Origin of the sequence: Wolbachia endosymbiont (group A) of Clivina fossor, assembly GCF_964026865.1 — a bacterium.
In the GTDB taxonomy this organism is placed as follows: domain Bacteria; phylum Pseudomonadota; class Alphaproteobacteria; order Rickettsiales; family Anaplasmataceae; genus Wolbachia.
The window spans coordinates 90,132-116,942 of sequence record NZ_OZ034707.1; the positions used below are offsets into that span (position 1 = coordinate 90,132).

Below are 26,811 nucleotides of genomic sequence, written 5' to 3' on the forward strand. Positions count from 1 at the left end.
TGAAAATTTAGATAAAGATATTAAGGTTTAATTTTTCCGCTTAAAACTTGTAATTTAAACTCATCTAGCTCCTCAGAAAGATTTTTTATTCTCTCCTCAAGCCGGTATACCGTAACGGTCAATCCGTTGTTCTGCTCTATAAATTTATCATGCATGTGTACCCGTAAATCTAGCTTGGCGAGCCACCAAATTGTTGCTACGGTCTGTATTACTATAGTGATAATTACTGTTATTGGGATTTTTTGATTTTGCATAATGTAATAATTTATTGTAGATAATTGTTGAAAATTTGTACTGTGTGTTGTATGTACAGTTTATTGCTCTGGCTTATACTGTTTTTCCGCCTGATTAAGCAGATCTATTATTTCTTCGTATTCGTAACGCCCCTTATTTACAGGATAAAATGACTCCTTTATTGCTACAATTTTTGCAGTTCTCCCTTTCCAGCCTATAACGTGAGGATTGGCTCCTCTCTCCAGCAAAAGTTTTACAACCTCCAATTGACCACCGTCAGCGGCACCAAGTAGTGCTAAGCTAGTATTTATATCTACTCCTTCATCTAACAGAAATGTGACAATTTCTAAGCATCCTTTCTTTGCAGCATGATATAATGCTTTTTTACTAATACTTGAAGCATCTTTACTCTTTTTTACTAATGATTTCACAGTTTCCAAGTCACAGTTCTTAGTTGCAGTTTGTAACGTGGTATAAATATCATCATTAATATCCTTTTTATCAAATAAGAAGGAATATATAGCAACAACACACACTATCAATATTATCAGAAAAATTAATCCATCTGTTGAGCTTGCTCGAAGAGCTCTTCTCAAATTTCTGTTCATGGTACACTTTATTGTTCCTGCTTGGCATTAGACCACCACTTGCTTAAATTTTCTTTAATTAATTCTGCTTATTACCGCTTCTATCATAGTTTGATATCCCCTATTATCTAGAATATGCTCTGCCCTTTCTATTACCCATTCTCCATCTATTTCTTGACAAAAACCTAATAAGTTAATTTTAGCTTCTGCAAATAACTCTGGATTGCCAGGTATTGTCATGTTTAATTTTGCTTCATTTTGCTTTAATCGTCTGAGCTTAGCACTTGCTGCATTGATCGCTAATTCTGCAGTAGGATAAAGCTTATATATCGGATAACTTGGTTCTTCATTGCCTACTTTTTCTTCTATGGTTTCTCCTCTTTCATAGCTGTACCATTTTGCTATAACTGATCCATATTTACTACGTACATTAAAATTTACTTTCCAATTTATCACATCTTTGGGTGTCAGTAACGTTGTGCCTAAAACCTTTCCTGTTGCTGATTTTCCTCCTCCTTTGGGAATAAAAATTATACATTTTCCTACAGGCTTTACCGTTGCTTCATACTCATCTCCTATCCTTTTCAAAAAATTCATATCACTTTCGTCGGTTTGGGTAATATGCGATATAAATATATCTTCAAATTTTTGTGCTATTTTCACCTCATATCCGTGCTTTTCTGCTATCTTTCTTACTAAGTCACCTAAAGTAATTTCTTTCCATTCTTTTGATGTCTTTTCTTTTAATGATCCTTTGAAATTTGCTGCACAGCACTTGACTCTTAAGATTTGTGGTGGACTTTGTATTGTGATTTCACTTGCGATATAAACACCCATAGATAATAGCCCTGTCTCTTTATACCCTAGAAAAACTTCCAACTCACCCCGGAGTTCATTATTTCCATGCTCAAGACATATTTCAACTTCATCACTCATTGTACCAGATTCGTCAATGATACGCAGAGATATTAAGCTGCTCCTCTCTATAATGGAGTTATCCTCAGCTATTATATCAAAATCAGGTCTCATTAATCTAAAATTTTTACAACAGACTTCTGTGATATCTTTTGAATCTCAGGCAACTTAATTTTCAGTCCTGCAGGCAAAAAGCTTCCATACTCTGCAAGTCCAGGATTTTTTTCCAAGACCACTTCTACTGATCCAGAGCTGTACCCATAATGTTTCCAACAAATATAATCCAGCATCTCATTCTCTTTGGTAAAATAGTAAATCATTTATTATAACTTTTTAACTTCAATTGAAACTCAATCTTTCTTGGCAATCCACATGGAAAAGATGATTCCTGTTTTTCTTCTATATGGGTAATTACAAAGTTTCCTAGTACCTCTGAGCCATAAACTAAAACATTTGGTTCTTTGATATCGCACATATTTCTTAGTTGTTCTAAACTACCATTTTGACGATGTGGATAAATCACTCCTGTTAAATCAATATTCTCACTTCCTGAACCAATATTCTGCAGTGATATCTTCTCGATGCATTCAATTGTATGCCACCTGTGCTCTTTACTGCGCCTGAGGCTTACTGGATCAAACTTACATTGCCCAAATAACACTTAATTTATTTCCTCCACAACATCAAAAAGAGCCCCTCTTGCTTGTTCTCTGAATCTTTCTATTACTGCATCTGCAATGCTACGAGCGTCTTGGTTAGGCTCCGCTTTAACAATTATATTAAACGTTTGATTAAATGTCTGGTTATGTGTTTTTGACTCCTTTTTTTCAAATCTATTTTTTTCAAATACTTTATCAACTTGATTATCTTCTACGGATTTTTTCTCCTCAATAAAGCTCTTGTTATTTCTACTTCTCTCAGATATTTCTTTTATTGCACTGTTATTCAACAGATTACTAGAAATGCTGCTTTTAAGGGGAGTATGGACTGCTTTTATTTCAGTAACAATACTTTTTCTTTTTTCAAATTCTTTCAGTGGGCTATTTTCGGCAACCTTTCCAAATATGCTACCAACAGTATTTCCCATCCATGAAAACATTTCTCCAATGGGTTTTATTATCGATTTTATGTATTCCCAGATGCTAGAGAAAAAGTTCTTTACCTTTTGCCAGTTAGTTATAATAAGTGTTGCACCAGTTGCAATTGCAGCAATAACTGCTCCTATAGGATTACTTATCATTGCTGCTGTTAAGATTCTTAATCCTCCTCCTACTGCAGAAAGAGCTAATGATAGCAGAGGGAAAGCTTTTATTGCTAAGCTCAGAGTTGTAGCTTTTAAAACACTCAGTCCAGTAATTACCGCTGGAATAGCATAAGTCAATAGAAAAGAAAATGTTGCTATTGCTTTTGCCGCTAAACTCCAAACTGTTCCCATGAAAAGACTAAGTATATAACCACCACCTACTAATAGAACTTTAAGACTTATTAGTGCTGCTATGGTACCCATGATTGCTGTAGTTACAGTGGGATATTTTTCTGCAAATAAAGCTATACGTTCACTTCCCCATTTTAACCATTCAACTATAGGTTTTAAAATAGGCAACATCACTGAACCCAGATTCATTCCTACTTCTGCTATTGAGTTTTTCAGCAATCGCAATTGGTTGGCTGTAGTACTCACACGGTCATTAAATTCTTCTTCCAACGAGTTTGTACGTTTCTTTTTATCAGCTAGTAAGTCCAGCACTTTTCCATATACTTCTGAGTTTTCAAGTAGTAGCGCTATATCATCTTCTGCTCCCTGTCCAAAGAGTTTTAACAGAATGCCAGCCCGATCATGTTTATCTATTTTTTTTAAAATTTCAAAAAAATCCAGTAGTGCTTTGTGAGGGTTTTTCTTGATATTTTCCTCAAGCTCTTCTATATCTATCCCGATTTCTTCTAGTGTTTCTCTAAATTCATCTCCTTGCTTCCCTGCCGTTTGAAGTTTTACCAGCACACCATTTATCATTTCTGCCGCTTTCTTTGGTTGTTTTCCTAACATAACGAAAGCATTTACTAATACCAATTCCTAAAAATAAATAGACGAATAAAGAAAAATTTCTAAAATAGAATAATTTAAGAATTAGTGGGGAGTTATGGCAGGAAAAAGTAAAGCAATAGGAGAAGAATTATATAATAAGTGTAACCTGGAATTAAAGAAGCACGGCATAAGAGGAGAGATAGGAAGAAGATTACAGGCAATAATATCTGCAAAAGAATATGGAATAACAAAAGTTGTTCAAATATACCGAATTACTAGAACTACATTGATGAAGTGGATTACAAGATTTAAGGAAGGAGGAGTCAATGCGTTTAAAATACAACCAGGACGTGGAGTAAAGCCGAAGTTGAGCTACAAGCAGCAAGAAGAAATTAAAAATGTCATAGCAGAAGAAGGAGCCAACCTAACGGCTAAGAAATTAAAAATCATAATTGAGAAAATGTTTTCTATTGAGGTAAGTAAGTCTACAGCACATAGACTGATGCAAAAGTTAGGTTTTTCGTATATTACTCCAAGGCCTGTGCACAATAAACAGGATAAAAATAAACAAGAAGAGTTTAAAAAAAAATCTTAATGAAACTATTGTCACGTATCCCGAAAAAGAGCTATTTTTCTTCGATGAGTCGCGGTTTGGCACACATTCAAAGATTGGACACGGGTGGTTTAAAAAAGGCATTAGGACACAGGTTAAGGTAAAATTAGGTAGGCAAAACTTTTATCTCTATAGTGCAGTTAATCCTAGAAATGGAGAGAGTTCTAGCTTATTCGTACCAAACGTCAATACTGATTGTATGAATATATTCCTTGAGCAGATGTCACAATATTTAGGAACAAGGGAGGCATTTCTTGTTGTGGATTGTGCAGGATGGCATAGATCCAAAGGTTTAAAAATACCACAAAATATTACCTTAATCTATTTACCTCCATATTCACCAGAGTTAAATCCAGTAGAGCGTTTATGGCAATATTTGAAAGACAATCTCATTAAAAATAGAATATATGACTCTGTTAGTTTATTGGAGGATACTGTATGTGCATTCATTCGTAATATTACGGAAAGTTCGATCAAAACCATTTGTTCTGTGAGTTATTTGCCTACTTATTTATGAGATTTGGTATAAGCCAGCTATCTGCTCAATCTCCAAACCAAATTGTCTTGCCGCACCACTGGCTATATTTATTCCTGCCATCAGATCTTTTGCTTCAACGGAAGTATTGCTTGCAAGATGGTTTACTAGGTCTCCCAAGTTTCTTAGATCTTTTAGGCTCATTTTATAAATGTTATAAAAACTACTAACATCACTTCCTATTTCTTCTACATTCATACCAAAATTTACTGCCATTTTCGACACTATTTCTGTAAATTCTAAAAGATCTTTTTTTTCTTTAATACCAAGTCGAGCACCACTTGTAGTTATTTGTGCCAACTCTGCAGCAGATAGTGGTATTGTTCGGGATAACTCTTTCAACATTTTACCAAGTTCCATGAATTCTCCATCATTATCTTCCTTATCATCAGAAAGTTTTATCACTGCCTTAATATTAGCCATAGCGCTTTCAAAATCAATTGCAGCTTTAAATGGAGTTCCAAGTGTTAATGCAAGTGCTCCTGTTTCTAGTAATTGTGATTTAAAGTGTGTCCTTTTTGCTGAAAAGCTCCGGTATGCTTTGGTAGCAAAGTTTAGCTTATTATATTGACTTCTCAGCCTACCTACAGAAGCACCTAGTTTATCTTGATCTCTTATTAGAGACTTAATATCTCTTCCACTTTTCCTTAATTCTTCACTGAATACACGTAGAGCTTCTTTCTTCTTTAAATAATCTGTTCTTGTCTTTATTACTGATGTACTAGCTTTATCAAACTTAGCCTTTAAATCTTTGCTTGGCTTCTCCGTTTTTTTCATCTCTTGAGCCAAGGCCTTTACTCGCCTTTCTAACTTTCTCCAGGACTGCCCAGCAACTGAAACACCACTGCTTAATTCCTTAAACTTGGATACAGATTTTATCGATGTATCAAGTTGCCTTATTGTACCCCCAAGACGGGAAAGTTGAGCACTACTTCCTGCCATTGCGCTATTAAAGCTACCATCTAGTATGGCACCTATTTTTACTGATAATGTTGACATTTAAATTCCCCCGCAGCTTTGGTCCACAAAATAAATTCGTTTATTTCCATTTCAAGTACCTGCTCAATCCCGCCACCTACAACGGAACAGAGCATTAGTACATTTAGCCTTAAGTCCTTTGTGTAACCGATGGAAAAAAATCTTTCAATTCCTCCTGTATTTTCATGTAGTCTGCAAAATATAACTCCCAAATTGTTTCTTTTGTTACAGATGCAAGGTTTGCTATTAATCCAACTTCTTTTTCAAAATCACTTTCAAAATCACTACTACCGGCACGTTCCATTGCTAAACAGTCTCTTACTTTGACTGGTCTAAAAGTTAATTCCGAAACCTCAATTCCTTCTACTGTTATTGGATTATCAAGTTTTACTGTTGTCATGTTTCCCCCTAAAAATTAATTAAATAAAAGTCTGTTTGGCTTTTACATAACTAATTTCTTTATTGTGATTATAGCTTTGTGTTTTATTGGAATGGCAACACCCTTTTTCTAAGTTTTTTCAATAAAAAAGTGAAAATATATTTAGTGTATATTAAGTATCTTTTTAGCCTTCTCGTAAATGGTATCTCTATGTCCTATTATAACTATGGTTACTTCATACTTTAAAGTGTCTGCATAATATAGAACACGATAATCGCCAACTCTTAGTCCTTTATACCCTTTAAGACTATGCTCTAACGCTTTACCAAGATTAATAGGGTCAACTGTAAGCCGCTCGTTTATTGCTTTTATAACCCTTTTCCTTACTGTTTTCGGAAGATTTGGAAGATCTTTCTCGAGAACATTGTCTAAGAAGATAATAGTGTATCCCAATCTACATCCTCGCTTTTAGTCTTTTTTGCACCTTCAATATCATACTCGTCAGCAACTGCAGACAAAAAAATGTCTTCCTCTTCAAGCTCAACCGCTTCTCTGATTAGCCTTTCTGCTAATTCTTGAGCAGGCTGCTTAGTGAGCTTGGCCAGTTCAGCAAGATGCTGTGAAGTTTCTTTGCTAAGAGCTACATTAGTTCCCAAGTTTGCCATATGTTTTACCAAAATATACCACAATAATTATACAACATTTCTCTGAATTTTTCAATAAAAAAATATGTAAACTACATCAGATTCCTAAAACCGTTTGTAATAAAGCCATTTGATCAACACCATTAATCTTGCGAATCATATTCTCAGCATCGATTTCGATAAGTTCTCTAGCACCGATAGTAAGTTTGTAATAATGCGCAGCTACGGTACACTTCAGCGTTGCTTTCTCAGCCGGTTTCCAACTGCCAAAATCAAATTCTCTGAATATTCCCCTAAGGTTGATAATTACTCCTTCAAAACCAAAAATTCCGCTTCCTTGCATCATTCCTCGAATTGTTAAAGCTACTGAATTCCCATAGATTAAACCAAAGAGCCTGAAGAGTTCTTTGTCATATTCAGCAAAAGTGAAATCTGCTTCCAGCTTTTCCATGCCCATATCTATACTTACTGGAATATCCATTCCTCCTGCTCGGTATTCCTCGGTTTTAATAGTAAGTTTTGGTAAGGTTATTTCATCTATTTTTCCTGCATAACCACGACCATCTACAAATACGTTGAAATTCTTTAAGATTTTTGGCAGCATTTTTCTCCTCGTTTATTTGTTGAATTTTGTTTAGAAGCCTTTTAAAGTATTTGGTTGTTCACTAAGTGAGATCTGAAAGTAATCTGTTCAGCCGGATATGGTGGTGTAAACTCAAAATCAAAATACACTTTCCCGCTTGCAATATTTGCCGGTGTATTGAGTTCTGGAGTTGCATAGCATTTTCCGCTGATAATCGCTCCTTGCGCTTTTAAACTTGCTAAGTAGGAATTCACCCCCTCAATCACATCATCTATATAAGTTTTGGTGATATTTCGATCAACTGCCCATAGATGAGCTCGCAGTAGACTATCATTGATTAGATCTGCAGTACGCCTCACCGACAGAAAAGCCCATCTTTCATCGTTTGAACATGTTCTGTTTCCCCAGAGTCTGTAGCCATTTTGGTGGATTATCGTTGTTACTTCATTTTCATTTAAATAATTTGCTCTACAACTTGTATCACCGAGGGTAAAATCAATAGCTCTGCTTGTTCCAACAATACCATTTATCTCTTGATTTGAAGGCGAATGCCAAAAGCCTTGTTCACTATCTATTTTTGCTATTAAACCAGCAACAAATGGACTTGGCGGTTTTTCCTCCCCTTCAAACACCCTAACCCACGGATCAACTACGTAAACTCTGCTACTGCCTACACTTTTTCTCCATCTTATTGCTTCTTCATCATTGGTATTTGGCCCATCTGCTACTATTATTGCTCTTAACTTTTCTGCTATAGGAATTAAAGCGCTAACCACTGGGTTTACAGACCCTTCGCTAGATAATTGATGAGTAAACTGAGGGGCAATTAGTATTCTTGGGGCAACATGGACTATACTTTCACTGCTGAGGAATGCTTGAATGCCCTCATATTCCCCGGTTTCTTCATCAACTCCTCCAATGATGTTTTTTAACGTTTCTTCTTCTTGATCAGCATCTTTAACTCGAATCACTACTACTGTTGCACCAACCTGGGAAAATATTCCATTTACTGCAAAAGGCAAAGTTCCTTTTTTTCCCAGTTTTGCCGCTTCTTTTAAGCTTCCTGCGATTAATACTGGACTACTCAGTGGAAATTTTTGCTCGTCAGCATCAGGTGCAGTACCAATTACACCTATCACTGATGATTTAGCTGTGCGTACTGCTCTTGCACCAGAGGTAACCTCAATAACATTTACCCCATGTAAAAACTGTTCTGTCATTTTTCTCCTTGTAATGTTGAATTTTGGAAAGTGGATAGAGAAAAGGTTTCTTTTTTTAACTTTCTAGAACTTTTTGCATTTTTTGTTTACAATCATCTAGCAAAGTTTGCAGCTCTTCTTTACTTTTAGCTTCACCGATTTCCCTTTCAGCTATATCCACCAATTCTTCACATTTGATTATTGCTTTTACTGCTTTTTTTGCCTTTTCCTGAATTAATTTAGCCATTTGGACTATTGAAATTCCTCGAACTTTTGCTAATGGCTCTATAATTTCTGCATCTTTTTCGTCTATAGATTCCGGTGCTGCTAGAATGTTCTTTGCGGCTTTCGCTTGTATCTCATACGACTTAGACTTCTGATGAGAATATCCTGCATATTGGTGAGTATAGTTATCATAATAAGCACGAAGACTAAAAAATGCAGAAAGTTTCGCAGTTTCCAGTAATTCCAGCTCAATATCCTCCTTACTCCTTTCAACAATTTTCCCTCCTTCAGTTAAACAATAACTTTTTTGCCAGTCAAAATTTTCTGGTGCCTCATACCAATCATTCCCAGTTGGCTTGCTTTTAAGCGTTGTTGTTTCAATTTGTTTGTTGTCTTTGAATCTAATATAGACAGGCACTCTTTTACCTCCAAATCTCATAGGTGTTAGTTAACCCTGGACACTGCCAAGCTCTTAGTGTCCTTTCTACATCCACCTCAAGCCCTGCGGTTAAAAAGTTGTTACGTATGTTATAAATTCCCCACTGGATAAACTGACCATAGATATGTACATCACCTGAAAGCATACCTTCACTAACTTTTCCTCTGCTATCTAGGTAAGATGATGTATACAGTAACACTGCAACTGTTTTTCCTGCTGGAATTTCTACATTCCCTGATCCAGCAAATCCTCTACTCGAACTCGTGTATTGGTAAACATTTTTCCATGTTATTTTTGAAATCCTCGATTTATTGGTATTATCAGGTGTTCCCACAAATGCTCCTGCTCCTTCATACCCTGAACTCCAAAAAGATGTACCAACAAAGTTTAATGTTCTTGTTATATCACTACTTGTGCTGTTTTTTACAAATATTACTCCAAGTGCAGCATACGGGTAGTAATACCAATTCCTAAAAATAAATAGACGAATAAAGAAAAATTTCTAAAATAGAATAATTTAAGAATTAGTGGGGAGTTATGGCAGGAAAAAGTAAAGCAATAGGAGAAGAATTATATAATAAGTGTAACCTGGAATTAAAGAAGCACGGCATAAGAGGAGAGATAGGAAGAAGATTACAGGCAATAATATCTGCAAAAGAATATGGAATAACAAAAGTTGCTCAAATATACCGAATTACTAGAACTACATTGATGAAGTGGATTACAAGATTTAAGGAAGGAGGAGTCAATGCGTTTAAAATACAACCAGGACGTGGAGTAAAGCCGAAGTTGAGCTACAAGCAGCAAGAAGAAATTAAAAATGTCATAGCAGAAGAAGGAGCCAACCTAACGGCTAAGAAATTAAAAATCATAATTGAGAAAATGTTTTCTATTGAGGTAAGTAAGTCTACAGCACATAGACTGATGCAAAAGTTAGGTTTTTCGTATATTACTCCAAGGCCTGTGCACAATAAACAGGATAAAAATAAACAAGAAGAGTTTAAAAAAAAATCTTAATGAAACTATTGTCACGTATCCCGAAAAAGAGCTATTTTTCTTCGATGAGTCGCGGTTTGGCACACATTCAAAGATTGGACACGGGTGGTTTAAAAAAGGCATTAGGACACAGGTTAAGGTAAAATTAGGTAGGCAAAACTTTTATCTCTATAGTGCAGTTAATCCTAGAAATGGAGAGAGTTCTAGCTTATTCGTACCAAACGTCAATACTGATTGTATGAATATATTCCTTGAGCAGATGTCACAATATTTAGGAACAAGGGAGGCATTTCTTGTTGTGGATTGTGCAGGATGGCATAGATCCAAAGGTTTAAAAATACCACAAAATATTACCTTAATCTATTTACCTCCATATTCACCAGAGTTAAATCCAGTAGAGCGTTTATGGCAATATTTGAAAGACAATCTCATTAAAAATAGAATATATGACTCTGTTAGTTTATTGGAGGATACTGTATGTGCATTCATTCGTAATATTACGGAAAGTTCGATCAAAACCATTTGTTCTGTGAGTTATTTGCCTACTTATTTATGAGATTTGGTATAATATATCTGATTACGACTCGTGGAGTCACTGCTTGTATATGACTCTCCGTAAATAAATGTTCCTTTATTTCCCTCTATAAAACTGAGTTGTCTTGGCCGATAAAAACTAACGTAACTTGTATCGTATGTATGGCTACCTGCAAGTAGTTGTAACATGTAGTCGGTTTTTGTTATATCACTGCTCCATTGACCTAATTCAGTTGTGAAAATTCCGTGACCATAGTAATTATTTTTTCTACTGAGCACACCAAACAAGAAAGGTAATGACCCTGGTTCAACCATATTCCTCTTTTTCACTTCTCTCATAATTGATGAACTGCTAGGCACATCATTGATGGAGTTAAATTTGCTTCTTAGCTGATTTTCCCTAATTTTTATTTCGTTTGTAAGGGATGCTTTTAATTGCTCATCTCGAGTTTCTATTTCTTCTATAATTGATGAACCAGGTGGTACATTATTAATAGCACGAAAATCTTCTACTAAACCTTTAAGACCATCTTTATGACTGTTGCTAACACTGTTTATTGCTGCAATATTAGCATCCTTTCTCGTATCAAGTAGTGATATATGTGAATCTGATGATGCTTTTAAAATATCCAAGGTATTAGTTTTTAGCGTATTGATCTCATTTACAGACTCTGCCTTTGCTTCAGTTATCGCCGATATTGAATTTTCCTTATTGGTATTTATCTCATTCAAGTGCGATCTTGCAGCGCTCAAGAGTTCTTTCAACTTTCCATCTGTCATCTGTACAATATCAGATACCGCACTCTTATCTACTATCGATTCCAATGCTTTAGCAAGATATGCTAACTGATCTGGTGTACTATTTGCTGCTAAATCCTTAAGCCTTCCTTGTAGTGCATCGATTATTTCTTTTACTTTAGTCATTTGCACAATATCGGAAATAGCTTTTTTATCTATTATCAATTCCAGCGATTTCGCAAGATACGCAAGTTGATCAGGTGTGCTACTTGCTGCTAAATCCTTTATCCTTTGGTGTAATGCTTCTATTGCTTCCTTCATTCCCAAAAATTCAAAAAAGTTTCAAATCTAAATCGTTCAAAATTATTTTTAAGTTCATCTTCTCTTTCGGTAATATCTTCATCTATTTTTTCTATGCTTGTGCGGATACGCACTACATCTTGTGCAGCGATGTTCTCTGGATGCGGCAAAGGATATCCTCTTTTGGTTTGGTCATCTGGCATTTCTACGTTACAATAACTCGTAGATTTTTGACTTTAGGACGATAGACAACCGTACCACTAAGCACTAATTTCACCCTGGTCTCACTTGCATTAAAATTTGATAGCACATGAGTTCTCTCTACCCAACTTTCTCCAATTGGTTTTCCTGCTGTTAAATCTACTAACTGCCATTTTTCTCCCCCTTTTTCCACCCCCTTCTGCACATATGCTTTAACGTCTGCAGTGCCGGGTATCAGCGCATCATATGTTATGGTAATCTTAGTGTTAGCCCCTGCTGCAATACTTCTCGTAACATAATCTCCGGACTCTGAAAGATTACCAAGAACTAGCTGTAAACCAGGATATAACACTGGACTTCTTTTTTGCCCTCCTTTTAGGTTTGCTTTTACTGTTAGTTCTCCACTTATTCTCTCACGTAGTGCGAGTGGCAAATTATCAGACAGAAAATTTTCTTTGCCCTCCTCATCTGTTAAGATAAATTCTACATTGGTATCAAATGCTACCTTTTCAACATTTGTCAAAATTATTAAATCTGAAGTATTGTTTGCTGTAACTTTGCCCAGGTCAATAACATGAGAAACTTCGCTAAATTTTGCTGCTAAAAGCCGAAACGTTAAATCTAAATTTTGATGTGGAGTCCACGTACTTGCATTGCTTGATGACAGTAATACTCCTACTTGATATGGCTGACTCGTTACCCAACGGCTATTTACTGCATCATACTTGCCAAGTTCTGCTATCTTTACTGCTGTATCTGCATCATCGGTAAGTAATACTATCGCATATTCTTGACTAGCATGGCAAAACACTGGTGACCACTCTATACGTGTTGCTGTGCCATCTATCTTTATATCTTTTGGCTCAATATAACTTTCAGCAATGACAGTCTGCGAGGGCATTCCCACTGCTGTTTCTCTAATCTGCACAACAACACGTTTTTTGCCTTTATTTACAAACCATAGCTCTACCCCTCCTATATGCCTACTCTCATTCAGAGTAAATGTTTGTGCTAAAGGGTCAACTCTTCTTGCTGCGATAACTCTTCTTCTTTCTTCTATGGTAATAGTTTTTTTACCAGTATAAGTTGCTTCTCCGTAGCTTCCTTTACCCCCGTAAAACTGTACTAATTTAGTACCTGCTGGAATATTTGCCGGTACTTTCACCTTTCCCTTTATTTGTCCCTGATTGTTAGCTCTTTTTTCCATTTTTTTGCCTTCTATGCTATGGGTTGAATGCTGATGCCATCAAATTTTACTTCCTTAAGTTTTTCGTTGGGGGAAAATCCTTCAATCTCAAAATCTTGTACTGCTTCTCTCATAAACTCTTCCTCTTTTGTACTACTGGATAAAAGTTCAGAAACTTCAGAAGTATTAAATTCTCTTGTCACTGGACTTTTCTACACTGTCTTTACCTCGGGCCAGTGATCTGTATTCTTGGTGATTGTAACTTTTGCGGGTATCGGATCAAATGCCTGATATGGATTGATCCTTTCACTTTTAGTCTGTAAAAGCTGCTCCAATACCGGCTCAAGTTCATACGGCAAAAGATATGGTTTTTTCCCTTTTTCAACGTCTGCAACTTCTACATCAATCGGCAAAACTAGTTCCTTATTTACTATTGCTGCAAACTGAACAATACCCTGATCACGCATATCATCATCAAAGAACGGATCAACAAATACTCCTTTTTTTGCTGTCGGATCCCTTGAATTTGCATCATTGCGTAGACGCTCCTCTGCAACTAGCGCATAAAGATCTCTTATTCCACTCTTCATTGCTTCGAGTTCATTCATCGGTACAGCATGGATAGCATTATTCACTATCTTTATTTTTCCCTCTTCCCCTTTTTTCCACGTCTGATGAATATAGCAAAGCAGCAATTGTCCAGCAGGTGCTTTTGGCATTGATGGTCGCCAAGGATGCGCAATTCCTTTTATTCTCCTTACTACCCCTTTTGCGTCTATGGTGATTAAATCATAACGGGGCATCTTCCAAGTGTAATCAACTAAAACCAAGCTGTTATCAACTGCTCCCCTTACTTTACATCCTTGTTCATTTATATCTTCAGGGCTCACCTGAGTACGACAGCGATAAGTTATTTGATAACTACTCCCAGGTGCTGGTTCTTTGCCAGGTAATGACCAATCAATGTTTCCTGCGTTTAGTTTATAATCTGCACTATTTTCATAAATAACGTCTCCTTGTTTAACTTGAATAATCTCAAGTACCGCAGAGTCAGGTATCGGATCAATAGCTCCAGCATGAGTAACGGCAATTGTTTTTTGAACAGTTATATCTACTTTTTTGATTTCACTTATTGGAAAATCATTAACTTTTAGTTCCATTACTCTTTGGCTATTTGGCTGAAAAGTATGTGGTTCTGATTCAACTGTTTTTATGTCTGGATCTTCATCAAAAGAAACACGAATACTATGAGGTAACTCAATCTCATAGCCGTCAACATGAGCTTTTCCCTCATTAATCACAAATGTTTTTTTCCCCTTTTCGTCCCCTTCTTCTCTCTGCAAACACATTACTTCTAGACCGTTTACGACGTAGGAACCATTTGCTTCTTTGTCATAACGAGCAAGTGCTGTGGTTACTATGTTTGCCTGTGGTGGTGGTGAATGCTCTACCAACACTCCGTTTTCAATGTTATAAATTGGATAGAATTCCCCATTTGCGGAGTTAACAGTAACACTCTCTGCTTGATAACCCCAAATGGTGGAAACTTTAAGCCTTGCTGCCCCTACTTCTTGATAATTACGTGTACCAATTGCAGGATCACGAAGATTTTCATCCTCAAGTTCTGTAATGGTAGACTCTACGTAATAAACACCTATGCGAACTGTGGTACTTAGTGGAATAACAAACTCTTCTTTTTCGACGCTTCTAACCGCTCCACGAAGATAGATTTTTCCAGCTTCAAGTGTAACTTTTTCCCCGTCTATGATACAATTGCTTCCCGTTATAATATCACCATCGCTGAATATCGCATCACCTATGCCTTTAAGCCTTGAAAGAGCATAATCTTGAATCTCATTTAATTCTGCTGACTGCAAACCTCTTCCTGCAAGGAACAAGCTTTTTTCGTATTCTTTATCGGAGCGATTATAATAGCTATTCAAAGTCATTCTTTTCCCCTCTTCAGAATGTAACGACAAATGAAAAAGTTTCACGGGTTGCTGCAGTTCTAATAAGTGGCACCGTGTGTTCAAGTACCAATAAAATTCCCGGGTCTTCTATATCTTTTGGTTCAAAATATCTCTGTCCTGCTTCTTTTACCCTTGTACCAACCATAACCCCAAGTTCCCGTATTACTTGATTTGCTGCATCCGTGAAATCGAAAGTAAATTTAAGGTACAGATACCGTCTTGTACGTCAACAAAAAAGTTACAAGAACGTTGAATAATGAACTTAGATTTTGTTGATTCTTCTGATCGAAGTGTTTTTCTTTCAAAAAATAGACTATTGTCATATGTCAAAATGTTACAACAAAGGAAAAAGTTTCTCTTGTAGCTGCAGTTCTGATAAGCGGCACAGTGTGCTCTAAAACCAATAAAATCCCAGGATTTTCAATATCTTTAGGTTCAAAATATCTTCGCCCTGGTGGTAAGGCTTCTTTTACTTTGGTGCCAACCATAATTCCTAGCTCTCTGATCACTTGATTTGCTGCATCCGTGAAATCGAAGGTAAATTTAAGATATAAATTATTGGTTGGCATATTTGAAGATTTAAACCTTCCCGAAGGAGTTATAAGTTCTCCATTTTCATCACCTGTGCAAAAAAGGACTTCATCAACAATGCGTCTTCCAAGTTCATTAAGCAGCTTTGTAGAAGTAATGGGCTCTGCTGGTGTACTTCGAATATACTCTACAGTAACTGTACTGTCCGCTGTAATAGAGCTATTTTCAAGGCACTTAACAGTACCAGTATTGCTGTCAATCGTATAATCTATGCTTGGCTTATAGGTTGTTGAGCCTTGAAAGATTTTTACCTCTTTAACTGGGAAATGATCGAGCATTACTCTATTCTTAACAAAAGTTTTTTCTGCTCTGTGGCTACTCTCCCAATTTGAATTACCACTACCCCAAGCAAGATGTATAGGCTGTTCTTTTATACTTGCTGCTATTGCTGCTCTACCGGACTGTGTGAGTATTGACATACAAATTTTACATTTAATCTTTATCAAATAAACAAGCTTTCCATAGATAACTTTGTTTTGCGGTTTTTTATATGATCAGGATCAAAAGCCTTTTTTGAACTTAGGACACCAAAAATAATATGGAGTAACTTACGCATTGCAGCTCCCACAATAGCCATATTATGCTTACCTTTCTCTTTCAACCTTTCGCAAAAAGTCATAATAATAGGGTTATGATTCTTGGCTACTATAGCAGGAAAGTACATTGCCTTACGTAATGTTCGTGAACCAGTTTTACTTAATCTGGGCTTGGCATGTACAGATGAACCTGATGTTACATTTTTTGGTATAGTTCCTGCATATGCTGCCAATTGCCTGGCATTTATAAAGGCTTTTATATCAGGAATTTCAGCTAAAATAGCTACTGCTGATTCCTCTCCTATGCTTGGAATAGTCAGTAAGAGTTGAAAATCTTCCAACAATTCTTTGTGTTGTTTTACTAGTTCACATATGGAGTTTTTTATTGTTTCTATTGATTGTTCTATGGTCATTGCTAGGTTTTCCCAAACATTTACAACTTCTTCAGGCAGTCTCTCTGTCTTTTCTAAATGATTATTTACTAATGTTAATTCATCTTTTAACGCATCTGAACAACGATAAAGATGTTTTAATTTTTTCTTTTCAGGAGAAGGTGGTGTCCAACGAGAAAGTTCCTGTCTTTGACAATAATCTGCAATAATTTCTGCATCAGTCTGGTCATTCTTTTGTCGTGTAAGCTTACTTTTTGCATAAAACCTTATGCAAGCTGGATTTACAACACTCACAAAATGTCTAGCGTTATAAAGGAATTCAGCCAAAGCCTCGCTATAACAACCAGTGGCTTCCATGCAAGCTTTTACTTCTTCTACGTTATGTTTTTGTAGAAAGTTCAGCAGACTTTGAAACCCAGTATCATCATTTTTAAATTTCCTTTTCCTAGTTTCACGTTTTCCTTTTTTGCTTATGAATGAGAGAGAAACATCAAAATGTTCTTTTGAAACATCTATACCTAAAAAGTTGTTGATCATATATAACCCCATATGTTATACCAAATCTCATAAATAAGTAGGCAAATAACTCACAGAACAAATGGTTTTGATCGAACTTTCCGTAATATTACGAATGAATGCACATACAGTATCCTCCAATAAACTAACAGAGTCATATATTCTATTTTTAATGAGATTGTCTTTCAAATATTGCCATAAACGCTCTACTGGATTTAACTCTGGTGAATATGGAGGTAAATAGATTAAGGTAATATTTTGTGGTATTTTTAAACCTTTGGATCTATGCCATCCTGCACAATCCACAACAAGAAATGCCTCCCTTGTTCCTAAATATTGTGACATCTGCTCAAGGAATATATTCATACAATCAGTATTGACGTTTGGTACGAATAAGCTAGAACTCTCTCCATTTCTAGGATTAACTGCACTATAGAGATAAAAGTTTTGCCTACCTAATTTTACCTTAACCTGTGTCCTAATGCCTTTTTTAAACCACCCGTGTCCAATCTTTGAATGTGTGCCAAACCGCGACTCATCGAAGAAAAATAGCTCTTTTTCGGGATACGTGACAATAGTTTCATTAAGATTTTTTTTTAAACTCTTCTTGTTTATTTTTATCCTGTTTATTGTGCACAGGCCTTGGAGTAATATACGAAAAACCTAACTTTTGCATCAGTCTATGTGCTGTAGACTTACTTACCTCAATAGAAAACATTTTCTCAATTATGATTTTTAATTTCTTAGCCGTTAGGTTGGCTCCTTCTTCTGCTATGACATTTTTAATTTCTTCTTGCTGCTTGTAGCTCAACTTCGGCTTTACTCCACGTCCTGGTTATATTTTAAACGCATTGACTCCTCCTTCCTTAAATCTTGTAATCCACTTCATCAATGTAGTTCTAGTAATTCGGTATATTTGAACAACTTTTGTTATTCCATATTCTTTTGCAGATATTATTGCCTGTAATCTTCTTCCTATCTCTCCTCTTATGCCGTGCTTCTTTAATTCCAGGTTACACTTATTATATAATTCTTCTCCTATTGCTTTACTTTTTCCTGCCATAACTCCCCACTAATTCTTAAATTATTCTATTTTAGAAATTTTTCTTTATTCGTCTATTTATTTTTAGGAATTGGTATTAGATAACTCAATAGAAAATATTAATAAAAAAGACACAAAAGGAAGGACGATATTGCATTACGCGGTGGGAATGCCAGATCCAAAAAAAGTGAGGTTATTAATCAAAAAAGGAGCAGATATAAATGTGGCAGATGCGGGACAATATAGACCACTGCACTTAGCAGTAATGGGGCAACGTGTAGAAAATACAAAAGAGCTGATAAAGGCAGGAGTAGAGGTAAACGCAGTGGAACGAAGTAGCAAATTTGCCGCGTTACACCTGGCATGCATGGTAAGTGAGGTAAAAATAGTAGAAGAGCTAGTAAAAGCGGGAGCAAATGTAGAGCAAAAGGATAAATTTGGCAAAACGCCAATGGATTATGCGAGAAATAATAAAGAGATAAAAGAAGTGTTAGAGAACGTAAAAATCGCAAATAAGCAGAGAGAGTTCATAGCACCGAACAGAAAAATCTGTCAAACCAGGAAGAAACTCTCCAATTTAAGTTTTTAGCAGTTTTTAAGTACAATTGTACAGGAGGTGCTTTTGCAGTTATAACCGAATTTTTCACTGGTGCCATAAGTGCCCGTTTCATAGCATGGTTTTGGGAGGAACGTTCGAACCATTGATGGAGCCATATTTTATGACTACCTCGTTTAGGAGATTGTATAATCTTAACCATTCCCAAGCTGAAGCACTTCGTTATTACAAATTATAGGAGCTACCATGAAAAAAGCAAAAAGTAAATTAGAGATAATGAATCCTAACGCAGCAGGAATAGATATCGGTTCATCTGTGCATTATGTATGTGTACCTGAAGAAAGAGATGAACAACGTGTACAAAAGTTTAGCTGCTTCACAGAAGATCTTCACAATATAGCAAAGTGGTTAAAGAAGTGTAAAGTTACTACAGTAGCTATGGAGTCAACAGGAGTATATTGGATTCCTTTGTTCCAAGTACTTGAATCGTATGGATTCGAAGTAAAACTGGCAAATGCAAGGCATGTAAAAAATGTACCTGGGAGAAAATCAGACGTCCAGGATTGCCAATGGCTACAACAACTACACAGTTATGGGTTAATCCAAGGATCGTTTAGGCCAGATGATCAAATGTGCATATTGCGTAGTTATGTTCGGCAACGTAAAAATCTTACAGAAAGTGCGACTACACATATTATACCAAATCTCATAAATAAGTAGGCAAATAACTCACAGAACAAATGGTTTTGATCGAACTTTCCGTAATATTACGAATGAATGCACATACAGTATCCTCCAATAAACTAACAGAGTCATATATTCTATTTTTAATGAGATTGTCTTTCAAATATTGCCATAAACGCTCTACTGGATTTAACTCTGGTGAATATGGAGGTAAATAGATTAAGGTAATATTTTGTGGTATTTTTAAACCTTTGGATCTATGCCATCCTGCACAATCCACAACAAGAAATGCCTCCCTTGTTCCTAAATATTGTGACATCTGCTCAAGGAATATATTCATACAATCAGTATTGACGTTTGGTACGAATAAGCTAGAACTCTCTCCATTTCTAGGATTAACTGCACTATAGAGATAAAAGTTTTGCCTACCTAATTTTACCTTAACCTGTGTCCTAATGCCTTTTTTAAACCACCCGTGTCCAATCTTTGAATGTGTGCCAAACCGCGACTCATCGAAGAAAAATAGCTCTTTTTCGGGATACGTGACAATAGTTTCATTAAGATTTTTTTTTAAACTCTTCTTGTTTATTTTTATCCTGTTTATTGTGCACAGGCCTTGGAGTAATATACGAAAAACCTAACTTTTGCATCAGTCTATGTGCTGTAGACTTACTTACCTCAATAGAAAACATTTTCTCAATTATGATTTTTAATTTCTTAGCCGTTAGGTTGGCTCCTTCTTCTGCTATGACATTTTTAATTTCTTCTTGCTGCTTGTAGCTCAACTTCGGCTTTACTCCACGTCCTGGTTGTATTTTAAACGCATTGACTCCTCCTTCCTTAAATCTTGTAATCCACTTCATCAATGTAGTTCTAGTAATTCGGTATATTTGAGCAACTTTTGTTATTCCATATTCTTTTGCAGATATTATTGCCTGTAATCTTCTTCCTATCTCTCCTCTTATGCCGTGCTTCTTTAATTCCAGGTTACACTTATTATATAATTCTTCTCCTATTGCTTTACTTTTTCCTGCCATAACTCCCCACTAATTCTTAAATTATTCTATTTTAGAAATTTTTCTTTATTCGTCTATTTATTTTTAGGAATTGGTATTAATAGGATGCAAAAGGCGTTAGTACAAATGAATATTCAGTTACATAAAGTAATAAGCCATATAACAGGTGTCACTGGAATGCAAATTATTAAGGCTATAATCGAAGGTGAAAGAAATCCTAATAAATTAGCTGAATTAAGGGATGTGCGAATAAAGAGTGATAAATCGGCTATTGCCAAAGCACTAACAGGTGACTACAGAGAGGAACATTTATTTGCATTACAGCAGGAATTTGAACTATACAATGTTTATCAGGAAAAAATAGCAGAGTGTGACAAAAATATTGAAAACCACTATAAGACATTTGAAGCGAAATCTGACGAGAGTAAAGAGTTAAGCAAGGAAAGAAGTAAGTATCGAAAAGATAAGCCAAACTTTGCCTTGCGTGAAGAATTGTATCGAGTAACCGGTATAGATTTTACTAAAATTCCTGGATTTGATGTACTAACTGTACAAGCTATTATTTCGGAAATTGGTATTAACTACAGTAAATGGCGATCAGAAAAGCATTTTACTTCATGGTTAGGGCTAAGTCCTGCTAATAAGATTACAGGGGAAAAAGTATTTAGGACAAGAACTCGTGAGGTTATCAATCGTGCTGCAAATGCCTTTCGAATGGCTGCTTATGCCGTGGGAAAAAGTAAGAGTGCATTGGGTGCATATTATAGAAGATTAAAAAAGCAACTAGGATCCCCAAAAGCAATTACTGCTACAGCAAGGAAATTAGCGTGTATCTTCTATCAAATGTTGAGATACGGACAAAAGTATGTAGAAAAAGGAATGAACTATTACGAAACACGTTACAAAGAGAGAGTCGTGAAAAATTTGATCAAAAAGGCACGGGATTTTGGTTATATCTTGGTGCAACAGGAAGAGCTAGTTGAGGGAGTTTCTTAGGAGAAAAATAAGGGTCGTATCAGCAGCAGGTGTGATAGTGGCAAAAGAAGAGCTTGTGAAAATTTAGAAGGGCTGTGGCTAAGAAAGAGGTGATTATGGAAAAAAGGGAAATTTTATCATTAGAGGGAAAAAAGAAGCTTGATGATTTGGGAGAGTGCTCAATTGATGAAAGATAGCGTATGTGTTTCTAAAATTTTGCATAAAAGCTGAGAGAAATAAAGGTTAACAGTTGCGTCTTTTTCGCAAGAGTAATGGATTTATGGAAAAAGGGAGTGGTCAGGCTCCTGAACTATGAAAACATTTACAGGAGAAATTATGAGAAAGAGAACGTTAACTGTGACCTGTCGATATGAGCCTGATGAGTTAGCAGATAAACATTTATCAGAAGCTTACGAGCAGTTACTAAAGTATTCAGTAAAAAGAAACAACGAAAAGGAGGTAGAAAAAGATGATAACGGTGGCCTTGTATGCAAGAGTTTCATCAGACCGACAAGTGCGGGATCATACAATAGAGAGCCAAATTGCAGAGCTTAAGCGTAGAATTGCTGTAGATGGACATGAGTTATTGGAAGAATATGTATTCACTGACGATGGCCGTAGAGGGTCAAATTTAGAGCGTGAAGGTTTAAAGAAATTACGTGATAAAGTAGCAGAAGGAAAAATTAATAAGATTTATATCTATTCACTAGATCGGTTGTCACGTGATCCTGTAGATCAAAGAGATGTAATAGATGAATTTAAGAGAGCAAGAGTAGAAATAATCTTTTCAAATCATAAGGTTGATGATACACCAGAGTCCGATTTAATGACAGATGTGCAAGGAGCAGTAGGAAGGTTTGAACTGAGACAAATCTTGATACGAAGCATGAGGGGAAAACTGCATGCAGCAAGAGAAGGTTGTGTGAGTGTAATAAGCAATGCACCTTATGGTTATCGATATATAAGAAAGCATGTAAAAGGAGGAGAAAACAAATTTGAAATTAATGAAGAGGAAGCAAAAGTAGTGAGAGAGGTGTTCATGTGGATTGGAGAGGAAAGGATAAGTATTAGAGAAGCGGTAAAGAGACTAAGAGAAGCTTCTGTTAGAACACAAACAGGAAAAGAGGTGTGGCATTCAAGCACCATCCATAAGATGTTAAAAAATCCAGCATACAAGGGGCAAGCAGCATATGGTAAAACAAAGGCGGGCCCAGTAATGCTAGAAGTCAAACCAAAAAAAAGCAACAGCCGGCGAACTCACTCTATTTATACCAATTCCTAAAAATAAATAGACGAATAAAGAAAAATTTCTAAAATAGAATAATTTAAGAATTAGTGGGGAGTTATGGCAGGAAAAAGTAAAGCAATAGGAGAAGAATTATATAATAAGTGTAACCTGGAATTAAAGAAGCACGGCATAAGAGGAGAGATAGGAAGAAGATTACAGGCAATAATATCTGCAAAAGAATATGGAATAACAAAAGTTGTTCAAATATACCGAATTACTAGAACTACATTGATGAAGTGGATTACAAGATTTAAGGAAGGAGGAGTCAATGCGTTTAAAATATAACCAGGACGTGGAGTAAAGCCGAAGTTGAGCTACAAGCAGCAAGAAGAAATTAAAAATGTCATAGCAGAAGAAGGAGCCAACCTAACGGCTAAGAAATTAAAAATCATAATTGAGAAAATGTTTTCTATTGAGGTAAGTAAGTCTACAGCACATAGACTGATGCAAAAGTTAGGTTTTTCGTATATTACTCCAAGGCCTGTGCACAATAAACAGGATAAAAATAAACAAGAAGAGTTTAAAAAAAAATCTTAATGAAACTATTGTCACGTATCCCGAAAAAGAGCTATTTTTCTTCGATGAGTCGCGGTTTGGCACACATTCAAAGATTGGACACGGGTGGTTTAAAAAAGGCATTAGGACACAGGTTAAGGTAAAATTAGGTAGGCAAAACTTTTATCTCTATAGTGCAGTTAATCCTAGAAATGGAGAGAGTTCTAGCTTATTCGTACCAAACGTCAATACTGATTGTATGAATATATTCCTTGAGCAGATGTCACAATATTTAGGAACAAGGGAGGCATTTCTTGTTGTGGATTGTGCAGGATGGCATAGATCCAAAGGTTTAAAAATACCACAAAATATTACCTTAATCTATTTACCTCCATATTCACCAGAGTTAAATCCAGTAGAGCGTTTATGGCAATATTTGAAAGACAATCTCATTAAAAATAGAATATATGACTCTGTTAGTTTATTGGAGGATACTGTATGTGCATTCATTCGTAATATTACGGAAAGTTCGATCAAAACCATTTGTTCTGTGAGTTATTTGCCTACTTATTTATGAGATTTGGTATTACAGTACAGATGAGGAGAATTGGATTCATATACCGGTGCCGAAAATAGTTGACGAGGATTTGTTTAATGTAGTACAAGAACAATTGATTGAGAATAAACAGAGAGCAAGAGTGCAGCAAAGAAAAGAGACATATCTGTTGCAAAAGCTAGTTGTGTGTAAGTGTTGTGGACGTGCTTACTGCGGAAGACGAAATTACAGCAAAGAAAAAAAGATTGTGTATACTTATTACACTTGCCTGGGTACAAGAAATTTTTACGGTAATAAGGTATGCACTAACGGATCTATTCGTGGAGAAGTGTTAGAAACAGGTGTGTGGGAAGAAGTAAAAAGTGTATTAAAAAATCCAGATAGGATGGTAAAGGAGTACCAATGTAGAATTTCAGAAGATAAGAATGAATTATTAGATGAAAGGTTTGCAAGACGTGAGAGTCAATTAAAACAAAATATTAAAGAACTTATAAATGATTATTATATTCAAGAGAATACAAGTGAGGAAAAATATATAAGTAAGGAAGACTTTAAGCAGGCAATGAAAAAAATGAAGGAACGTTTAAAAGAGATTGAAGGAGAGAAGAAAAAGGTGATTGATCAAAAGGGACTACAGCAGAAAATGAATCTTATTACAAATAGCATAAAGGGCTTTTATTCTAGTGTTAAATCGGAATTGGAACACCTAGATTGGCAAGCTAAACGTAGTCTTATTAGGACATTAGTAAAAGAAGTCAACATTGATCTTGATGAAGTAAATGTAGTATTTAAGATCAGAGAACTCAACAATCCCGCCCAGAATGGACAAAATCAGAAGTTGGCAGATTGTCTAAGGTGTCTGGGCACTGGGATGACATCATAGGGGCGCTGGGATGACACCCTGACAATCGTCATCCCGCTACTTGTTAGCGGGATGAAAATGTTGTACCAAGACCACGGTAGCTATAAAATTATCAAGGGAAGTACCACACACTTCCCTTCTTTTTCAAAATAAGTTTACCTACAGGTCTGATTGTATTAAGATTACTTAATACAATCAGGTCTATTATATGCGTTTATCCAAATATTACCTACCAACTCTAAAGGAAAAGCCTACCCATGCTAAAATTATCTCCCATCAATATTCTTTACGTGCAGGTTTAATAAAGCAGATAGCATCTGGCATCTATACGTGGTTGCCGCTTGGTCTGCGCGTGCTTAAGAATATTGAAGATATTATCAGAGATGAAATGGATAAATCTGGTGCAATTGAAGCATTAATGCCTTGTGTGCAACCAGCAAATCTTTGGCGAGAATCGGGACGTTACGATGATTACGGTAAGGAAATGCTACGTATAAGGGATAGGCATGAGGAAGATATGCTTTTCGGTCCAACGCATGAGGAGGTAGCAACTGATCTAATTAGAGATGTGGTAAAAAGTTACAAAGATTTGCCACTTTGTTTGTATCATATCCAGTGGAAATTCCGTGATGAGGTAAGACCACGTTATGGTGTTATGAGGGGTAGGGAATTTCTGATGAAGGATGCATACAGTTTTGATGTAGATTACGAAGGTGCACTGAATTCATATAATTTGATGTACAAAACTTACATAAAAATCTTCAAACGCATGGGACTTACTCCAATTGGAGTGAGAGCGGACACTGGGCCAATTGGAGGAAATTTGAGCCACGAGTTTCATATATTGGCAAACACTGGTGAGAGCACTTTATATTATGACAATAAATTTTCTGAACTACTGGAAAGTGAAGATGTTGAAAGTTTGAAGAATATATATGCAGTTGCAGATGATATGCACGACCCTAAAACTTGCCTTGTGCCGCAAGAGCAGTTAAATGTTAGTAAAGGTATTGAAATAGGGCATATTTTTTATTTTGGCGACAAATACTCAAAGCCTATGAAGGCAAGTGTTACTTCTCAAGATGGAAAAAATGTCAACATGCATATGGGTTCGTATGGCATTGGGGTTTCAAGGCTTGTCGGTGCAATAATAGAAGCTTTTCATGATGATAAGGGAATTATCTGGCCAGAAGCGGTAGCTCCTTTCAGAATTGGTTTAATCAATTTACAAACGAAAGTAACGGAGGCTGCAGATAAAATATACAAAGCTTTGAAAAGTGATGAAGTGCTTTACGATGATACGGAAAGAAGTATAGGAGTAAAATTTTCTAGAATGGATCTGATAGGCTTGCCGTGGCAAATAATTGTTGGAAAAAAGGCAATAGATGAAAATATAGTTGAAGTAAAAAATAGAGCAACTGGAGAGGTAAAAGAAATGCAGATTGAGGAAGCAATAAATCGCTTTAGCACAAAATGATACGCGGTATCGGCACTGACATAGTATATATACCAAGAGTATTGAGAATATTACAAAAATACGGGGAAAAATTTCTCAATAGAATCTACACTGAAAAAGAAATAGAGCTAAGTAGAAAGTATAATAGTCAAGAAATGCGAGCAAGGTATTTTGCCAAACGCTTTGCAGCAAAAGAAGCTTTTGTTAAAGCACGAGGTACTGGATTTAGCCAGGGCATTATAATGAAAGATATAGAAATATACAGCGATGTAAGAGGAAAACCATATATTGCTGTCAGAAAGGATTTCATCTCAAAGGACTACAAGATTCATCTTTCTCTGAGTGACGATGGAGATTACGCTACTGCATTTGTTATAATTTGCGTCTAGCAGATATTGTTTCAATTTATGCAGTTGACTTTATGCTATCTATATAGCTAAACTGACTTAGGTTTACCGACAATTTGAAAAACAACAAATTCGTCATTCCGCTACTCGTTAGCGGAATCTATGCCGAGATACCGCGGCGGTATGACGGTTCGCGGTGGCATGACGATAAGCTCGTCAT

At 36.0% G+C, this 26,811-nt stretch carries 28 protein-coding genes and 6 pseudogenes; 11 read left to right on the forward strand and 23 right to left on the reverse strand.

The window, feature by feature from the left end:
* Positions 1-20: 20 nt before the first annotated feature.
* The 6 genes from AAGD99_RS00465 to AAGD99_RS00490 are packed head-to-tail and all read right to left on the reverse strand — an operon-like array spanning position 21 to position 3,804.
* On the reverse strand, positions 21-254 hold the full coding sequence (locus AAGD99_RS00465; RefSeq protein WP_341822282.1) for a hypothetical protein: 234 nt from the start codon (positions 252-254) through the stop codon (positions 21-23).
* A 60-nt stretch (positions 255-314) separates the two neighbouring features.
* The gene (locus AAGD99_RS00470; protein WP_341822283.1) at positions 315-842 is read right to left on the reverse strand and encodes an ankyrin repeat domain-containing protein; all 528 of its coding nucleotides are present in this window, start codon (positions 840-842) and stop codon (positions 315-317) included.
* Positions 843-896: 54 nt separating this feature from the next.
* Positions 897-1,850, reverse strand: a complete 954-nt coding sequence (locus tag AAGD99_RS00475) for a contractile injection system protein, VgrG/Pvc8 family (RefSeq protein ID WP_341822284.1) — start codon at positions 1,848-1,850, stop codon at positions 897-899.
* Positions 1,850-2,056, reverse strand: a complete 207-nt coding sequence (locus AAGD99_RS00480; RefSeq protein ID WP_341822285.1) for a tail protein X — start codon at positions 2,054-2,056, stop codon at positions 1,850-1,852. Before AAGD99_RS00480 ends, AAGD99_RS00475 begins: the two co-directional genes overlap by 1 nt.
* A complete protein-coding gene (locus AAGD99_RS00485; RefSeq protein WP_341822286.1) occupies positions 2,053-2,397 on the reverse strand; it encodes a phage tail protein in 345 nt (114 codons plus the stop codon). The genes AAGD99_RS00480 and AAGD99_RS00485 overlap by 4 nt, the downstream gene beginning before the upstream one ends.
* Positions 2,398-3,804, reverse strand: a complete 1,407-nt coding sequence (locus AAGD99_RS00490; protein ID WP_341822288.1) for a phage tail tape measure protein — start codon at positions 3,802-3,804, stop codon at positions 2,398-2,400.
* A 70-nt stretch (positions 3,805-3,874) separates the two neighbouring features.
* Here AAGD99_RS00490 and AAGD99_RS00495 point away from each other — a divergent pair.
* A protein-coding gene (locus AAGD99_RS00495) for an IS630 family transposase (protein WP_341822251.1) occupies positions 3,875-4,889 on the forward strand; the annotation gives its coding sequence in 2 pieces (ribosomal slippage) (positions 3,875-4,339 and positions 4,341-4,889; 1,014 coding nt in all).
* On the opposite strand, the gene AAGD99_RS00500 is transcribed toward AAGD99_RS00495, so the two are convergent.
* The 8 genes from AAGD99_RS00500 to AAGD99_RS00535 all read right to left on the reverse strand — a co-directional run bounded on the left by AAGD99_RS00500 (position 4,884) and on the right by AAGD99_RS00535 (position 9,688).
* Positions 4,884-5,906: a phage tail tape measure protein gene (locus AAGD99_RS00500; RefSeq protein ID WP_341822289.1), complete on the reverse strand. Its 1,023-nt coding sequence runs from the start codon at positions 5,904-5,906 to the stop codon at positions 4,884-4,886. The two genes, AAGD99_RS00495 and AAGD99_RS00500, sit on opposite strands and share 6 nt — an antisense overlap.
* Before the next feature lie 109 nt (positions 5,907-6,015).
* Positions 6,016-6,285 carry a phage tail assembly protein gene (locus AAGD99_RS00505; RefSeq protein ID WP_341822290.1) on the reverse strand — a complete coding sequence of 90 codons (270 nt, stop codon included), beginning with the start codon at positions 6,283-6,285 and terminating at the stop codon, positions 6,016-6,018.
* Between the two features lie 141 nt (positions 6,286-6,426).
* Positions 6,427-6,717 carry a type II toxin-antitoxin system RelE/ParE family toxin gene (locus tag AAGD99_RS00510; protein WP_341822292.1) on the reverse strand — a complete coding sequence of 97 codons (291 nt, stop codon included), beginning with the start codon at positions 6,715-6,717 and terminating at the stop codon, positions 6,427-6,429.
* Entirely contained in the window at positions 6,693-6,929 is a 237-nt protein-coding gene (locus tag AAGD99_RS00515; RefSeq protein ID WP_155969101.1) for a hypothetical protein, read from the reverse strand. The genes AAGD99_RS00510 and AAGD99_RS00515 overlap by 25 nt, the downstream gene beginning before the upstream one ends.
* Before the next feature lie 76 nt (positions 6,930-7,005).
* Positions 7,006-7,512 carry a phage major tail tube protein gene (locus AAGD99_RS00520; protein WP_341822293.1) on the reverse strand — a complete coding sequence of 169 codons (507 nt, stop codon included), beginning with the start codon at positions 7,510-7,512 and terminating at the stop codon, positions 7,006-7,008.
* A gap of 41 nt (positions 7,513-7,553) precedes the next feature.
* The gene (locus AAGD99_RS00525) at positions 7,554-8,711 is read right to left on the reverse strand and encodes a phage tail sheath subtilisin-like domain-containing protein (RefSeq protein WP_341822294.1); all 1,158 of its coding nucleotides are present in this window, start codon (positions 8,709-8,711) and stop codon (positions 7,554-7,556) included.
* 55 nt (positions 8,712-8,766) lie between these two features.
* The gene (locus AAGD99_RS00530; RefSeq protein ID WP_341823180.1) at positions 8,767-9,333 is read right to left on the reverse strand and encodes a hypothetical protein; all 567 of its coding nucleotides are present in this window, start codon (positions 9,331-9,333) and stop codon (positions 8,767-8,769) included.
* A 4-nt stretch (positions 9,334-9,337) separates the two neighbouring features.
* The gene (locus tag AAGD99_RS00535; protein ID WP_341822295.1) at positions 9,338-9,688 is read right to left on the reverse strand and encodes a hypothetical protein; all 351 of its coding nucleotides are present in this window, start codon (positions 9,686-9,688) and stop codon (positions 9,338-9,340) included.
* Positions 9,689-9,891: 203 nt separating this feature from the next.
* Between AAGD99_RS00535 and AAGD99_RS00540 the strand changes: the two genes are divergently transcribed.
* A protein-coding gene (locus tag AAGD99_RS00540) for an IS630 family transposase (RefSeq protein WP_341822214.1) occupies positions 9,892-10,906 on the forward strand; the annotation gives its coding sequence in 2 pieces (ribosomal slippage) (positions 9,892-10,356 and positions 10,358-10,906; 1,014 coding nt in all).
* 47 nt (positions 10,907-10,953) lie between these two features.
* Here the strand turns inward: AAGD99_RS00540 and AAGD99_RS00545 are convergent.
* The 8 genes and pseudogenes from AAGD99_RS00545 to AAGD99_RS00580 form a co-directional block, all read right to left on the reverse strand.
* Positions 10,954-11,943 (reverse strand): annotated as a pseudogene (locus tag AAGD99_RS00545) (hypothetical protein); the annotation flags it as partial.
* The gene (locus AAGD99_RS00550; protein WP_341822296.1) at positions 11,940-12,125 is read right to left on the reverse strand and encodes a hypothetical protein; all 186 of its coding nucleotides are present in this window, start codon (positions 12,123-12,125) and stop codon (positions 11,940-11,942) included. The gene AAGD99_RS00550 and the pseudogene AAGD99_RS00545, both read right to left, overlap by 4 nt.
* Before the next feature lie 2 nt (positions 12,126-12,127).
* Positions 12,128-13,330 (reverse strand): hypothetical protein, encoded by a 1,203-nt coding sequence (locus AAGD99_RS00555; RefSeq protein WP_341822297.1) that lies wholly within the window; start codon positions 13,328-13,330, stop codon positions 12,128-12,130.
* An 11-nt stretch (positions 13,331-13,341) separates the two neighbouring features.
* Positions 13,342-15,258, reverse strand: a pseudogene (locus AAGD99_RS00560) (DUF4815 domain-containing protein).
* Between the two features lie 13 nt (positions 15,259-15,271).
* The gene (locus AAGD99_RS00565; RefSeq protein ID WP_410529921.1) at positions 15,272-15,424 is read right to left on the reverse strand and encodes a hypothetical protein; all 153 of its coding nucleotides are present in this window, start codon (positions 15,422-15,424) and stop codon (positions 15,272-15,274) included.
* Between the two features lie 181 nt (positions 15,425-15,605).
* Positions 15,606-16,289: a hypothetical protein gene (locus AAGD99_RS00570; protein WP_250295878.1), complete on the reverse strand. Its 684-nt coding sequence runs from the start codon at positions 16,287-16,289 to the stop codon at positions 15,606-15,608.
* Positions 16,290-16,312: 23 nt separating this feature from the next.
* Complete coding sequence (locus AAGD99_RS00575) at positions 16,313-17,335, reverse strand: IS110 family transposase (RefSeq protein ID WP_341822299.1); 1,023 nt, start codon at positions 17,333-17,335, stop codon at positions 16,313-16,315.
* 27 nt (positions 17,336-17,362) lie between these two features.
* A pseudogene (locus tag AAGD99_RS00580) lies at positions 17,363-18,377 on the reverse strand (IS630 family transposase).
* A 70-nt stretch (positions 18,378-18,447) separates the two neighbouring features.
* On the opposite strand from AAGD99_RS00580, the gene AAGD99_RS00585 reads away from it, so the two are divergent.
* Both AAGD99_RS00585 and AAGD99_RS00590 read left to right on the forward strand, forming a co-directional pair.
* Positions 18,448-18,945, forward strand: a complete 498-nt coding sequence (locus AAGD99_RS00585; RefSeq protein WP_341822300.1) for an ankyrin repeat domain-containing protein — start codon at positions 18,448-18,450, stop codon at positions 18,943-18,945.
* Positions 18,946-19,158: 213 nt separating this feature from the next.
* Positions 19,159-19,611: pseudogene (locus AAGD99_RS00590) on the forward strand (IS110 family transposase); the annotation flags it as partial.
* Positions 19,612-19,618: 7 nt separating this feature from the next.
* Here AAGD99_RS00590 and AAGD99_RS00595 read toward each other — a convergent pair.
* Positions 19,619-20,633 (reverse strand): IS630 family transposase gene (locus AAGD99_RS00595; protein WP_341822214.1). Its coding sequence is split into 2 segments (ribosomal slippage): positions 19,619-20,167 and positions 20,169-20,633, totalling 1,014 coding nucleotides; the frame shifts between segments, so codons are not numbered across the junction.
* 81 nt (positions 20,634-20,714) lie between these two features.
* On the opposite strand from AAGD99_RS00595, the pseudogene AAGD99_RS00600 reads away from it, so the two are divergent.
* From AAGD99_RS00600 to AAGD99_RS00630, 7 genes and pseudogenes are all read left to right on the forward strand, one after another.
* Positions 20,715-21,608, forward strand: a pseudogene (locus tag AAGD99_RS00600) (transposase); the annotation flags it as partial.
* A 291-nt stretch (positions 21,609-21,899) separates the two neighbouring features.
* A complete protein-coding gene (locus tag AAGD99_RS00605; RefSeq protein WP_253309514.1) occupies positions 21,900-22,142 on the forward strand; it encodes a hypothetical protein in 243 nt (80 codons plus the stop codon).
* A complete protein-coding gene (locus AAGD99_RS00610; RefSeq protein WP_341822301.1) occupies positions 22,102-22,869 on the forward strand; it encodes a recombinase family protein in 768 nt (255 codons plus the stop codon). Before AAGD99_RS00605 ends, AAGD99_RS00610 begins: the two co-directional genes overlap by 41 nt.
* 63 nt (positions 22,870-22,932) lie before the next feature.
* Positions 22,933-23,947: pseudogene (locus AAGD99_RS00615) on the forward strand (IS630 family transposase).
* A gap of 46 nt (positions 23,948-23,993) precedes the next feature.
* The gene (locus AAGD99_RS00620) at positions 23,994-24,809 is read left to right on the forward strand and encodes a zinc ribbon domain-containing protein (RefSeq protein ID WP_341822302.1); all 816 of its coding nucleotides are present in this window, start codon (positions 23,994-23,996) and stop codon (positions 24,807-24,809) included.
* Positions 24,810-24,996: 187 nt separating this feature from the next.
* Positions 24,997-26,265 (forward strand): proline--tRNA ligase, encoded by a 1,269-nt coding sequence (gene proS / locus AAGD99_RS00625; protein ID WP_264688213.1) that lies wholly within the window; start codon positions 24,997-24,999, stop codon positions 26,263-26,265.
* On the forward strand, positions 26,262-26,633 hold the full coding sequence (locus AAGD99_RS00630; RefSeq protein WP_253309486.1) for a holo-[acyl-carrier-protein] synthase: 372 nt from the start codon (positions 26,262-26,264) through the stop codon (positions 26,631-26,633). The genes proS and AAGD99_RS00630 overlap by 4 nt, the downstream gene beginning before the upstream one ends.
* Positions 26,634-26,811: the final 178 nt, after the last annotated feature.